Annotated in this window: 13 protein-coding genes; 8 read left to right on the top strand and 5 right to left on the bottom strand. The window is 71.4% G+C overall.

The features are described 5' to 3' along the window. The first annotated feature begins 53 nt into the window (after positions 1-53). From ABZ272_RS05225 to ABZ272_RS05205, 5 genes are all read left to right on the top strand, one after another. The gene (locus ABZ272_RS05225; RefSeq protein ID WP_355048610.1) at positions 54-1,376 is read left to right on the top strand and encodes a glycosyltransferase 87 family protein; all 1,323 of its coding nucleotides are present in this window, start codon (positions 54-56) and stop codon (positions 1,374-1,376) included. Positions 1,377-1,417: 41 nt separating this feature from the next. After that, on the top strand, positions 1,418-2,050 hold the full coding sequence (locus ABZ272_RS05220) for a phosphoribosyltransferase family protein (protein ID WP_355048609.1): 633 nt from the start codon (positions 1,418-1,420) through the stop codon (positions 2,048-2,050). A gap of 22 nt (positions 2,051-2,072) precedes the next feature. Then, entirely contained in the window at positions 2,073-2,465 is a 393-nt protein-coding gene (locus ABZ272_RS05215) for a zf-TFIIB domain-containing protein (protein ID WP_355048608.1), read from the top strand. A 97-nt stretch (positions 2,466-2,562) separates the two neighbouring features. After that, a complete protein-coding gene (locus ABZ272_RS05210; RefSeq protein ID WP_355048607.1) occupies positions 2,563-3,240 on the top strand; it encodes a maleylpyruvate isomerase N-terminal domain-containing protein in 678 nt (225 codons plus the stop codon). A 19-nt stretch (positions 3,241-3,259) separates the two neighbouring features. Next, complete coding sequence (locus ABZ272_RS05205; RefSeq protein ID WP_355048606.1) at positions 3,260-3,454, top strand: helix-hairpin-helix domain-containing protein; 195 nt, start codon at positions 3,260-3,262, stop codon at positions 3,452-3,454. Positions 3,455-3,532: 78 nt separating this feature from the next. Here ABZ272_RS05205 and dnaB read toward each other — a convergent pair whose 3' ends face one another. Then, positions 3,533-4,936 (bottom strand): replicative DNA helicase, encoded by a 1,404-nt coding sequence (gene dnaB / locus ABZ272_RS05200; protein ID WP_355048605.1) that lies wholly within the window; start codon positions 4,934-4,936, stop codon positions 3,533-3,535. A gap of 397 nt (positions 4,937-5,333) precedes the next feature. Here dnaB and ABZ272_RS05195 point away from each other — a divergent pair, with 397 nt between their 5' ends. Continuing rightward, a complete protein-coding gene (locus ABZ272_RS05195) occupies positions 5,334-6,932 on the top strand; it encodes a hypothetical protein (protein WP_355048604.1) in 1,599 nt (532 codons plus the stop codon). An 87-nt stretch (positions 6,933-7,019) separates the two neighbouring features. On the opposite strand, the gene rplI is transcribed toward ABZ272_RS05195, so the two are convergent. From rplI to rpsF, 4 genes are all read right to left on the bottom strand, one after another. Further along, positions 7,020-7,466, bottom strand: a complete 447-nt coding sequence (rplI, locus tag ABZ272_RS05190) for a 50S ribosomal protein L9 (RefSeq protein ID WP_355048603.1) — start codon at positions 7,464-7,466, stop codon at positions 7,020-7,022. Between the two features lie 14 nt (positions 7,467-7,480). Then, positions 7,481-7,720: a 30S ribosomal protein S18 gene (gene rpsR / locus ABZ272_RS05185; protein WP_007073789.1), complete on the bottom strand. Its 240-nt coding sequence runs from the start codon at positions 7,718-7,720 to the stop codon at positions 7,481-7,483. Between the two features lie 41 nt (positions 7,721-7,761). After that, the gene (locus ABZ272_RS05180) at positions 7,762-8,298 is read right to left on the bottom strand and encodes a single-stranded DNA-binding protein (RefSeq protein ID WP_355048602.1); all 537 of its coding nucleotides are present in this window, start codon (positions 8,296-8,298) and stop codon (positions 7,762-7,764) included. Positions 8,299-8,388: 90 nt separating this feature from the next. Further along, on the bottom strand, positions 8,389-8,679 hold the full coding sequence (gene rpsF, locus ABZ272_RS05175; RefSeq protein ID WP_007453836.1) for a 30S ribosomal protein S6: 291 nt from the start codon (positions 8,677-8,679) through the stop codon (positions 8,389-8,391). Between the two features lie 629 nt (positions 8,680-9,308). Between rpsF and ABZ272_RS05170 the strand changes: the two genes are divergently transcribed. Both ABZ272_RS05170 and ABZ272_RS05165 read left to right on the top strand, forming a co-directional pair. Then, a complete protein-coding gene (locus ABZ272_RS05170) occupies positions 9,309-10,100 on the top strand; it encodes a deoxyribonuclease IV (RefSeq protein WP_355048601.1) in 792 nt (263 codons plus the stop codon). Continuing rightward, positions 10,097-12,295 carry a hypothetical protein gene (locus tag ABZ272_RS05165; protein WP_355048600.1) on the top strand — a complete coding sequence of 733 codons (2,199 nt, stop codon included), beginning with the start codon at positions 10,097-10,099 and terminating at the stop codon, positions 12,293-12,295. The genes ABZ272_RS05170 and ABZ272_RS05165 overlap by 4 nt, the downstream gene beginning before the upstream one ends. Positions 12,296-12,357: the final 62 nt, after the last annotated feature.

Raw genomic sequence — 12,357 nt, 5'->3', positions numbered from 1 at the left:
CCGCGGCCGGACGGCCAGCTGGGTGAGCAGCGAGATCTGCCAGACTGGCGGCCGTGACCGCCGACGCCCCGACCGCCCTTCACCAGCGCTGGCGGACGCTCGACAGCGCCGCCGGCGGACTCGCCCTCGACCTGGGTCTCTACACCGTGTCGGCCCTGTTCGCGGCGATCACCGCGAGCACGTCGACCCTCCTGCCACACCGGGCCTGGGGTGCCGTCGCCGCCGTCGGATACCTGGTCACGACGCTGGCGGTGGTCGTCCAACTCATCGTCCGCCGACGTAACCCCCGGCTGGCCGGCCTCGCTTCCCGCTGGGTGGTGACGGCCTTCGCCTGGGTGACCACCGCACTGGTACCCGTGCTCTGGCAGAGCATCGACCGGGCCAACGGACGCACCGACCGGGCGCAGGAAGAAGTGCTGGTCGTCGAGCAGGCCGGCATCCGACTGCTCGACCACGGCACGCCGTACCTCGGTCGGGACGCGATCGCCGCCCTGCCACCCGGTGAGCAACTGCTCGGATACACGCCGTACCAGCCGGGCATGGCGATGTTCGGTGTGCCCCGAGCTCTCGTCGACGTCTGGTGGACCGACGCCCGGGTGTGGTTCGCGCTGGGCACCGCGCTGGCGCTCGCCCTGGCCGTGGTCACGCTGCGCGCCGCGCCCGCCACCCTCGGCGGGGAGCACCGGCGGGACGCCGCCCTGCTGCGGGGAGTGCAGGCCGCCACCGTCCTGCCCGTCTGCGCGCTGACCCTGGCCACCGGCGGCGATGACCTACCCGTACTCGCGCTCTGCCTGCTCGCCCTCGCGCTCGCCGCCGCCGGACGGCCGGGCCGGGCCGGTCTCGCCGTCGGCCTGGCCGGCGCGCTGAAGCTGTTCGCCTGGCCGATCGCCCTGGTCCTGATCGTCTGGGGTCTGACCCGGCGAGCCGGCGCCCGGGTCGCGGCCGGCGCGATCGGGCTACCCGTGCTCGCCCTGCTCCCGGCGTTGCTCGTCGACCGCGGGGCCCTCGCCGAGAACGTGCTGCGCTTTCCACTCGGCCACGGCCTGGTCACCAGCCCGGCACAGTCCCCGTTTCCCGGTTACCTGATCGCCACCACCCTGCCGGGAGGCCGGCTGATCGCCGCCACCCTCCTGGTCGCGGCCGGCGCGGCCATCGCCGTCCGGCTCGCGCGACGCCCGCCCGGCACCGCCGCGACCACCGCTTCGATCTGTGGGTACGGGCTGCTCGCCGCCATCGCCCTCATGCCCTCCACCCGGTTCGGTTACCTGCTCTACCCGGTGGCGCTGCTCGTCTGGGCACCCGCGGTGCACCGCCCGGAGTCCGCACCGACTACCCCGACGCCCGCGCACCTGCCCGGTCGGGCCACATCGGCGTAACCGCCGGGCGAAACGACGTCGCACGGCGTACACCTGAAGCCATGACCACCTACCGCGACCGCGCCGAGGCGGGCCGGGTGCTCGCCGAGCGGCTCACCGCCCTGGTCGGCGACCCGGACGCCGTCGTCCTCGGCCTGGTCCGCGGCGGCGTACCGGTGGCCCGGGTCGTCGCCGAACGGCTCGGCGTCCCCCTGGACGTGCTGGTCGTCCGCAAGCTCGGCATGCCCTGGGCGCGGGAGGTCGCCTTCGGCGCGCTCGGCCCCGGTGGCGTGCAGGTGCTCAACGACGCGATCGCCAGCCGCCTCGGCAGCAACGACATCGCCGAGGTCAGCCACCGCGAACAGGTCGAGTTGGAGCGCCGCGAGCGGCTCTACCGGGGCGGTCGCCCACCGCTGGACCTCACCGGACGAGTCGCCGTGATCGTCGACGACGGGCTGGCCACCGGCGCGACCGCCCGTGCCGCCGTCGAGGTCGCCCGCCGGCTCGGCGCCCGCCGCGTCGTGGTGGCCGTGCCGGTCGGCGCCCAGGAGGCGTACGAACTGCTGACCGCCGAAGCCGACCAGGTCATCTGTGCCCAACGCCCGCCGGAGTTCGGCTCGGTGAGCGTCTACTACGACGACTTCCACGAGGTCTCCGACGACGAAGTCATCGAGGCGCTCACAGCAATCGCTTAGGTCGACCGGGTACCGTCGGGTGATGAGTGACCTCATCTGTCCCAAGTGTCGCGGCGAGATGCGCCAGTACGAGCGCAGCGGCGTCGTCATCGACCAGTGCGGCGAGTGCCGGGGCATCTTCCTCGATCGCGGCGAGCTCGAGAAGCTGTTCGAGGCAGAGGCCAACTGGAGTCGCCAGCAGGCCGGGCCGACCGCGCCGGCCCAGCAGCCGGGCGGTTACGCGCCCCCACCCCCGCCGCCTGCCCAGCACCAGCCCGGTTACGGCGCCGTCCCGCCACCGCCGCCCCCGCCGCCCGCACACGGCTACCCGCCGGCGCCTGCCTACGGCCACCAGCAGCAGCAGCAGCACTACGGCTACCACGGCCACTACCGGCAGAAGAAGCGCAAGAGCTTCCTCGACGAGATGTTCGGCTGAACCCGGCCGAATCTCTCCCGCCCGGGTCGATCCACGTCGACCCGGGCAACGCCGCGAGTGATTGGCTGGCGCGGCGGTCCGTGCGAGGCTGCACCGCATGACCGCCACCCGGCACGACGAGGCCCTCGCCGAGGCGTACGACGGCATCACCGCAGTGGTTGACGCCCTCGACGACGCTGACCTGCAACGGGCCACCCGATGCCGGGGCTGGCTCGTCGCCGACCTGCTCCTGCACGTGCTCGGCGACGCCCAGCGGGCACTGGTGGCCCTGGCCAGCCCGGTTGACGGTCCTGCCGACGTGGACGACATCTCCTACTGGCGCGGCTTCCCGGGCGGCGACGAACAGGCAGCCCGGCACGCCTGGTGGATCCGGCGGTCGGCGTCCGCCTTCGACCGGCCGACCGTCATCGTCCGGCTGTGGCGGGAGACCGCCCCGGCCGCGGTCCGCGCCGCCGGGTTCGCGGACCCCGAGGGGTACGTGACCACACAGGGCCACGTGCTGCGCGTACCCGATCTCCTGGCCACCCTGACCACCGAGGCCGTGGTGCACCACCTGGACCTCACGCCGGAGCTGCCGGCCGCGCCGCCGCCCGGACCGCTGGCGGTGGGCGTGGCGGTGTCCACGATGGATGGCCTGTTGAGCGACGACGCCGTACGCCCCGCCGGATGGGACGACCAGGAGTTCCTGCTGAAGGCGACCGGCCGGCTGCCGCTCACCGACCGGGACCGGCTGGAGTTGGGCGAGGCGGCGGGCTGGTTCCCTCTGCTGGGGTGACGTGATGAACGATGGGGACGTGGATCCTTCAACCGACATGCTGCCGAAGGTCGGTGCGCCGGCCACGCGCGCCCTGCACGGCGCCGGTTACACGACTCTGCGCGAGCTGGCCGGGGTGCCCCGTACGGAGCTGGCCGCGCTGCACGGCATGGGCCCGAAGGCGCTCGACATCATCCAGGCCGCTCTCGAGAAGCACGGCCTCAGCCTGGGGTGATGCCTGTCTCGATCCGTCGCCCCGGGCGACTCGGCCGTCGGCGGATCGGCGAGCCGCACGGTGCGCTGCGGACGCCGATCATCCGATGGCCATGTCCACGAATCGCGACAGGTGCAGTTGGGCTGCGACCGTCACCGTGTCGGTCGGACCATTTCGGTGCTTGGCAACGATGAAGTCCGCTTCGCCCGCCCGCGGTGACTCCTTGTCGTAGTAGTCGTCGCGATGCAGAAGGATGACAACGTCCGCATCCTGCTCAATTGAGCCCGATTCACGCAAGTCGGACAACTGTGGACGCTTGTCGGTGCGCTGCTCCGGGCCACGGTTGAGCTGGCTGACCGCGATGACCGGGCACTCGACCTCCTTGGCCAGCAGCTTGAGGCCACGGGAGAGGTCCGCGACCTCCTGCTGGCGGCTCTCGGTGCGTTTGGGCGAGGTCATCAGCTGGAGGTAGTCGACCACGATCATCTTGAGGTCGTGCCGCTGCTTGAGTCGGCGGGCCTTCGCGCGAATCTCCATCAGGTTCATGCTGGGCGTGTCGTCGACGAACAACGGCGCCTCGCTGATCTCACCCATGCAGCGGGCCAGTTTGGTCCAGTCGTCGTCGGAGAGCTGCCCGCTGCGCAGGACGTGCAGCGGCACCCGCGCCTCGGCCGAGAGCAGTCGCATGACGATCTCGACCTTGCTCATTTCCAGCGAGAAGATGGCAGCGGCCTGGTTGGCGCGAATGGCGGCATTTCGGGCAAAGTCCATACTCGCCGTAGATTTGCCCAAACCGGGCCTGCCGGCCACGATGATCAATTGCCCCGCGTGCAGTCCGTTGAGTAGCCGGTCCAGGTCGCTGAAGCCGGTCGGCACGCCGGTCATCACGCCGCCCTGCGCGCCCACCGCCTCGATCTCGTCCAAGGTCGGCTGGAGCATGTCGGCCAGGACCGCGAAGTCCTCGCTGACCCGGCGTTCGGTGACGTCGTAGACGGCCTGCTGGGCGAGGTCCACGACGTCGTCGACGTCGCGGCTGCCGCCGCTGGCGGTGCCGTAGCCCAGCTGCACGATCTTGGTGCCGGCCTCGACGAGCCGACGCAGCACGGCACGCTCGCTGACGATGCGGGCGTAGTACGAGGCGTTGGCGGCGGTGGGAACGCTGGCGATGAGGGTGTGCAGATAGGGAGCGCCACCGATGCGGGCCAGGTCGCCCGAGTCGGTCAGGGCGGCGGCCACGGTGATCGGGTCTGCCGGCTCACCCCGACCGTAGATGTCGAGGATGGTGTCGAAGATGGTGGCGTGCACCGGCCGGTAGAAGTCGTTGGTCTTGAGGATCTCGACGACGTCGGCGATGGCGTCCTTGGAGAGCAACATGCCGCCGAGGACGCACTGCTCGGCAGCGACGTCCTGGGGTGGGGTCTTGTCGAACTGGCCGTCCCGCTGCACGGGTGGCTGACCGTTGCCGGATCGGGCCTCCGCCCGCATGTCGTCGGTGACCGACACCCGGTCCCCCCTCCACTGCGTCGGATCCGTCCCAGCTCTACCGGCCGGGTGCGACAGTTCTCCCGACCGAACCGGTCGATCGGGGGCCATCGCGCCGGCGGTCGAGGGCCAACCATACGGACCCCGAGGTCAGCCACTCAACAAGCACGGTGGACGAGCCTCGGGACAACCTGTGGACGCCGGTGGACGAGCATGTGCGCAGGGTGTGCACAGCCTGTGGACAACCGCTGGGGAATTCTCGGCCGCAGGTCGTTGACCTGGGAATATGCGGTCCCCACCCTGTGGAGGAGAATATTTCGGTCGGTTCTTTTACACGATCTTCCCGTACTATCTCCAGCGAACGGCTACACCTGGACAGCGAATCACGCTTTGGGTTCAGAAGGGTCACACTCCGGCCGTGAGTTACCGGGACTGGGGACGCGGGGAGGGCAGCCCGCGGGAGCGTCCGTCAACCGCCTCGTGGGGTCGGCCCGCGCTGCCCGCTCCGGCCGATCCGTACGACGAGGACGCGCCCTACCGCACCTCCAGTCGGCGGCGTGCGCGGGACCGTGGGCAGGACGAGCCGGTCGACGCCTACCTGCCACGGTGGGCGCTGGAATCGGGCGTCCAGCGTGCCGACGGTGGTGGACGACACGCCGCGCCCGACGAGGCACAGGACGAGGTGGAGCCGGAGCGTCCGAGCTCGGGTGCCGGTTGGCGCAGCGCCGAGACGACGGGCAGACGCCGGGCTGACGCGAGCGGTCGGCGCGAGCAGCGGGCGATCGGCGCGGGTGGGTGGCGCGAGCAGCCGGCGATCGGCGCGGGGGGTCGACGCGAGCAGCCGGCGATCGGCGCTGGCCCCGATTCGGACCACACCCGGGAGTGGACGCTCGACCGTCCCCAGGAGCAGGGCTACGCGGGCCGCCGACGCGCCGACTCGGCGGAGGAGGAGCCGGTCTCCGGCGCGGTCGCCGACCGTCGTCCCCGTCGCGCGCCGGCCGGTCGTCCGCAGGTGATCTGGTCCGGTGGGGACCTGGAGGCCGGCTCGGCCGAGGCGACGTCCCGCTCGGAGGTGAGCCGACCGACGCGGCGTAGCCGGCGCGCGGCGGAGGAGTCGTGGACACGCCCGGCGGTCGATCCCTGGGAACGCGGGTCGGAGCGGCCGGCGGAGCCGGATCCGTCGTACGCGCCCGCGGTGGACCCGTGGGACGCGTCGGGTGTGCACGCGTGGCCGCCGCCGGGCCCGGACACCACGGACCTGAGCGGGCAGTGGTCGCAGGGGGAGAGTGTCGCTGGCTGGGAGCGGTCGGACCGCACCGGCCAGTGGGAGCGGTCCGCGGTCGAGGACGACCAGTGGGACCGGACGCTGCCACCCCGCTCGGATCGACTGACGGAGGGGTGGCCGAGCCGGGACACGGGTTTCTGGTCCGGTACGCGGTTGTCCGGTGACGATCCGCGCTGGATGGACACCACGACGACGTCGGCGCCTCGGTCGCCGGTGGTGGGTTACACCGCCCCGCGACCGCGTAGTGCGCCCGTACCCCCTTCCGGTGCCGTGCGTCGGGCGGACCGGTCGCCGGTCGGTACGGCGTCGGTGCGGCGGCGGGTCGAGTCGGTGGCGACGGGCGGCTGGGCGCGGCGTCTGGAGGATGACCTCCTCGACCCTGACCCGGGTGGGTCGGTCCGGCCACTGCTGTACACCACCGCCTGCTACGTGGTGCCGGCTGTGCTGATCTTCCTGTGGCTGCTGACGCTGGACGGGCAGGCGCCCGCCGGTTGTGTCACCGACATCTCCGGGGGTGGCTGCGACTCCGCACGGTCCCGTGCGTTGGAGTCGTTGCTCGCCGGCTCGCCGCGATTCGGGTTGGCGCTGGTGAGCAGCCTGGTGGTGGCGGCGCTGCTGCGGCGGGTCGGCACGACGTGGCGGTCGGCGACGATCGCGCTTGCCGCGGCGGTGGTCGGTGGTGGTCTGTCCACGGTGCTGATCAGCGCGGTGACCGGTCAACCGATCGGCTGAGGCTGGCGAGCCGGGTCACTTGTGGCGCATGCGCGAAGGCCCGCACCGATCGCTCGGTGCGGGCCTTCGTCGTGGTCCAGCGGGTCGTCAGCCCTGAACGACGTTCAGGTTGAACGATGCGGTGACCTCGGGGTGCAGCTTGATCCTCACCGGGTAGGTGCCGGTCGACTTGATGTGACCGGGCACCTCCAGCCGACGACGGTCGAGGACCGGACCGCCGGCGCCCTTGACGGCGTCGACGATCTCGGCCGAGGTGACCGAGCCGAAGAGCCGCCCTCCGTCGCCGGCACGGGCCTTCAGGTTGACCTTGAGACCCTCGAGCTGGCCCTTGACCTCGTTGGCGTGGTCGAGGTCGCGGATCTCACGGGCCGAGCGGGCCCGCTTGATGACCGTGACCTGCTTTTCCGCGCCCTTGGTCCAGGCGATCGCGAAGCCCTGCGGCAGCAGGTAGTTACGGCCGAAGCCGTCCTTGACCTCGACGATGTCGCCCGGGGCACCGAGGCCGGACACTTCCTGAGTCAGGATGATCTTCATATCGGTGCCTCCTCTCAGCGGGCCGTTGCGGTGTACGGCAGGAGCGCCATCTCGCGGGCGTTCTTGACCGCGCGGGCGATCTGCCGCTGCTGCTGCGAGGTCACGCCAGTGACCCGCCGAGCGCGGATCTTGCCGCGGTCGGAGATGAACTTGCGCAGCAGCGCCGTGTCCTTGTAATCGATATAGGTGATCCCGTCCTTGTCGAGCGGGTTCACCTTCTTCTTCGGCTTGCGAAGTGCCGCAGCCTTGGCCATTGACCTTGCTCCTGGTTTGCGATCGCGGGCGCTCGGCGCCATTAGAACGGAGGCTCCTCGTCGAAGTTGCCGCCCGAACCGGCACGCGCGGGAGAGGGTGCGGCCGAAGCCCAGGGGTCGTCGAAGTTGCCTCCGCCGCCACCCTGGCCACCACCACCGCCGCTGCCACCGAAGCCGCCGCCACCGCCACCCGAGCGGGACATCTTCTGCACCTTCGCCGTGGCGTAGCGCAGCGACGGGCCGATCTCGTCGACCTCAAGCTCGATGACGGTGCGCTTCTCACCCTCGCGGGTCTCGTATGACCGCTGACGCAGCCGGCCCGAGACGATCACCCGAGCGCCGCGCTGCAGCGACTCGGCGACGTGCTCGGCGGCCTGCCGCCAGACGGTGCAAGCGAGGAACAGCGGCTCGCCGTCCTTCCACTCGCCCGACGCCTTGTCCATGAATCGGGGCGTCGAGGCGACACGGAACTTGGCGACCGCAGCCCCGGAGGGGGTGAACCGCAACTCGGGGTCATCGGTCAGATTGCCGATGACCGTGATGGTGGTGTCTCCTGCCATGACCATCTCCTCGCGCACTCAGCGTCTCGTCGTACAGGCTCTCAGAGCCGTACGACAGAGTCGCGGAGGCTGATCCGGGCGAACCGGGTTGAATGCCGGACAGAATGCTTAGCGCATCTCCGGCCGGATGACCTTGGTGCGCAGAACGGACTCGTTCAGCCGGAGCTGACGGTCCAGCTCGGCCACGGCAGCAGGCGTGGCCTGCAGGTCGACGACGGCGTAGATGCCCTCGGCCTTTTTGTTGATCTCGAACGCGAGGCGCCGGCGGCCCCACACGTCCGTCTTCTCAACCGAGCCACCCGCGGTCCGAATCACGTTCAGGTACGTGTCGAGCGACGGGGCGACGGTGCGCTCCTCGAGGCTGGGGTCGAGGATCACCATGATCTCGTAATGACGCAAGACGTGCTCACCTCCTGTGGGCTAAGCGGCCACGGTCCTTCCGTGGCAGGAGGTCGTGCGTCGCTGCCCGCACGTGCCGGGGGAACCCGGCCGGACGCGGACAACCTGACCAGGATACCCGGTCCGGACGATCATGCCCGGGGCGGTCGGGTCGGCGTCGCGGGCATGCCGACGGGGGCCCGCCAGCCGACCGTCACTGGTCGGTGGCGAGCCCCCGTCAACGAGGCCGCGGAGCGTCCCGTCCGCATTCCTTGGGTGGGACCTGGGGAGGAACGACCACACCGATGAGGTTGGACCGGAGACGCCCCGCGGAGCTTTATCGTGTTGTTATCTGACGATACAACGGCTGTCGTCCCATGTAGGGGGAAAAGGCAGAAATTTCCGAGATTCTGGATCCGGGCCGATCTGGTGCGACGACGGGTCTCCCCCCGCGACGCCGGGCCGCGCCGCAGGGGTGACCTCGCTGTCGGGCCGACGAACACCCGCTGGCCGCACCCGGGCGCCTCGTCGCGCCCAGCCCCGGGCCGCTCGTCGGATCCCATCCACTCAACGATCGTCCGCCGGCGGGAGTGACGACATCGCGCCGACCGTCAGCACGTCCGCCGTGCTCCCGACGTAGGCTCGCTGCCATGCGTATCGGAGCCCACGTCGATTCGACCGACCCGCTGGCGGAGGCAGCCGCACGGTCCGCCGACACCGTGCAGTTCTTCCTCTCCGACCCGCAGGGATGGAAGGCACCCAAGCCTCGGGAGGACGCCGAGCGGCTGCGGACCGGCGAGGTCGACCTCTACGTGCACGCGCCGTACGTCATCAACGTGGCGACCCTCAACAACCGCATCCGGATCCCCAGTCGAAAGCTGCTGCTCGGGCATGCGACCGCAGCGGCCGAGATCGGCGCCAAGGGCCTGATCGTCCACGGTGGGCACGTCAACGCCGGCGACGACCTGGCGGTCGGCTTCGACAACTGGCGCAAGACCTTCGCGTACGCGGCCGACTCCGGTGGGTTCGGCGTGCCGGTCCTCATCGAGAACACGGCCGGCGGCGACAACGCGTGCGCCCGCCGGCTGGACGCGCTGGCCCGGCTCTGGGACGCGGTCGGCGACTACGAGGTCGGCTTCTGCCTGGACACCTGCCACGCGTACGCCGGGGGTGAGGAGCTTCTCGGCCTGGTCGACCGGGTCAAGGCGATCACCGGCCGGATCGACCTGGTGCACGCCAACAACTCCAAGGGCGCGTTCAACTCGGGGCAGGACCGGCACGACAACCTCGACGGCGGGACGATCGACCCGGAGCTGGTGGTGGCGGTGATCCGCGCCGCCGGGGCGCCGGTGGTCGTCGAGACCCCGGGCGGCGTCGAGGGCCAGGCCGCCGACATCGACTTCCTGCGTCAGCAGCTTCCGACGGAGCGCCCGGCAGCATGACGACCGGCCAGTCCAAGCCGGGGAAGGCTCGGCCCGCTCCCACCGGCGACAAACCCATCCGACCCGCCGCGCCGCCCACCGGTGACACCCCGGCCACCTCGCCCGGAACCACCGGGAACGGCGCGACCCGCGACGACCCGGCACAGGGGAAGGCTCGCGCGAGCACCGGCACGGCCGCGAAGGGCGCCGCCGACGAGCAGGCCGGCGCGACCACCGCCGGCACGGCCGCGAAGGGCACCCCCGGCAGGAACGGTCGCGCCAAGGGCGGCGCGGAGAAGGCCGACAAGGCCAAGAGCGTCGGTACGGCCAGCGACGGCGAGAAGAAGGCCGACAGCGAGAAGAAGGCCGACGACGCCGAGGACGCCACCGCCAAGGACGGCGAGTCGACCGCGGAGGCGACAGACGAGGCCAAGCCGGTCGACCCCGACCGCTGGGAGGCGTTCGCCTCGGCGCCGGAGCCCCGGCCCAGCTGGCTCACCCGGGCCGCCCGCCCGGTGGGCCGGTCCCTGGTCCACGAGTGGACCCTGGCGGCCCTCGCCTCGTTGGCGCTGGCCGTGTTGATGACCTGGCCGACGCTGCGCTACCCGCGCTACACCCTGCCGCAGGACACCTGGGACCCGAGCCTCCAGGCGTGGCAGATGGCATGGTCCGGCCACATCCTGCTGGCCGACCCGGCCCGCCTGTGGCAGTCGAACACGTTCTTTCCGGAGCTGTGGAGCTTCGCGTTCTCCGACACGCTGCTCGGCTACGCCCCGGCCGGGATGCTCGGCAGCGGCCCCGAGGACGCGGTGCTGCGCTACAACATCATGTTCGTGCTCGCGCATGCGCTCGCCACGCTCGGGGCGTACGCCCTGGCCCGGCAGCTCGCGGCCGGCCGGATCGGCGCCGCCGTCGCCGGGGTCGGCTACGCCTACGCGCCGTGGCTGCTCGCCCAGGCGGGGCACCTGCACGTGCTCTCCAACGGTGGCATTCCGCTGGCCCTCGCGATGCTCGCGCGGGGGCACGGCTGGTCGCTGCGCCACGGCTACCGGCCCGAACGACGACACGACGGCTGGGTGTACGGCGGTTGGCTGGTGGCGGCCTGGCAGATCAGCCTCGGCTTCGGCATCGGCTTGCCGTTCGCGTACTTCCTGGCCGCCGCCGCGCTGGTCGCCGCTGTGCTGTTCGGAGTGAAGTGGCTGCGGTCCGGGCGTACCCTGCCGTTCGGCCGCCGGCTGCTCGTGGCCGACCTGGTCGGCGGGTTGTTCTTCGCCGGGGTGGGCGCGCTGATGGCGTTCCCGTACTTCCAGGTGATCGAGCTGCACCCGTACGCCGAGCGGACCGTCGGCGACATCGCCATCTTCTCGCCGCCCGCGTCCGGCTTCGTGACCGCGCCCGCGGAGTCGCGGATCTGGGGTGGGTTGCACGAGGGCGCCCGTGCGGCGCTGCCGTTCCATGCCGAGATGACACTGCTGCCGGGCTTCGTGCTCTACGCGCTGGCGTTCGGCGGGCTCTTCTTCTCGGTCTGGCGGCTGCGACACCGACTGTTCCTGCTCGGCGGTGTGCTGGTCACGATGGTGTTCGCGATGGGCACCCGCTTCTTCGACGGCACCTTCACCTACGTGCCGCTGTTCGAGCACGCGCCGGGCTGGAACGCGCTGCGTACCCCCGGGCGGTTGATGCTCTGGATCACGTTGCTGCTCGCGCTGCTCGCGGCAGGCGCGGTCACCGCCCTCACCGACCGGGTCCGTGAGCTGGCCGCGCAGCGGGTGCCGTCCTGGCCCGGGCCGTGGCTGCGGATCGCCACGCTGTTGCCGCTGCTGCTGGTCACCCTTGAAGGGTTGAACACCACCGGGCATCCGGTGGTGCCGAGGCAGCCCGCCGCGATGCGCTCGGCGGAGGGTCCGCTGCTCGTGCTCCCCAGCGACCAGGGCCTCGACCAGCACGTCATGCTCTGGTCGACGAGTGGGTTCCCGGACGTGGCGAACGGCGGCAGCGGCTTCACGCCCCGGCAGCTCGACGAACTCCGCCGGGCCAGCCAGTCGTTCCCCGACCCAAACAGCGTCAACTACCTGCGCACGTACGGCGTGCGGACGGTGGTGCTGCTACGCGACGAGGTGCCCGGCACGCCATGGGAGATCACCATCGACGCGCCGGTCGAGTCGCTCGGCATCACGCGCCAGGAGGTCGGCGACGCCGTGGTGTATCGGCTCTGACGCGCTCGCCCTCTGGGGCGGTTTGCGGGGGGAGCCCGCCCGGCTCCGGGCGGTCAGGCTTG

Origin of the sequence: Micromonospora sp. NPDC005979, from assembly GCF_040614415.1 — a bacterium.
Lineage (GTDB): Bacteria > Actinomycetota > Actinomycetes > Mycobacteriales > Micromonosporaceae > Micromonospora.
Note: the sequence above shows the minus strand (reverse complement) of the source record. Positions and strands in the feature narration are given on the sequence as shown.

Coding starts and splice junctions, on each gene's coding strand:
- ABZ272_RS05220 (WP_355048609.1), top strand. CDS start 1,418: ATGACCACCTACCGCGACCGCGCCGAGGCGGGCCGGGTGCTCGCCGAG.
- ABZ272_RS05215 (WP_355048608.1), top strand. CDS start 2,073: ATGAGTGACCTCATCTGTCCCAAGTGTCGCGGCGAGATGCGCCAGTAC.
- ABZ272_RS05210 (WP_355048607.1), top strand. CDS start 2,563: ATGACCGCCACCCGGCACGACGAGGCCCTCGCCGAGGCGTACGACGGC.
- rplI (WP_355048603.1), bottom strand. CDS start 7,466: ATGAAGATCATCCTGACTCAGGAAGTGTCCGGCCTCGGTGCCCCGGGC.
- rpsR (WP_007073789.1), bottom strand. CDS start 7,720: ATGGCCAAGGCTGCGGCACTTCGCAAGCCGAAGAAGAAGGTGAACCCG.
- ABZ272_RS05170 (WP_355048601.1), top strand. CDS start 9,309: ATGCGTATCGGAGCCCACGTCGATTCGACCGACCCGCTGGCGGAGGCA.
- ABZ272_RS05165 (WP_355048600.1), top strand. CDS start 10,097: ATGACGACCGGCCAGTCCAAGCCGGGGAAGGCTCGGCCCGCTCCCACC.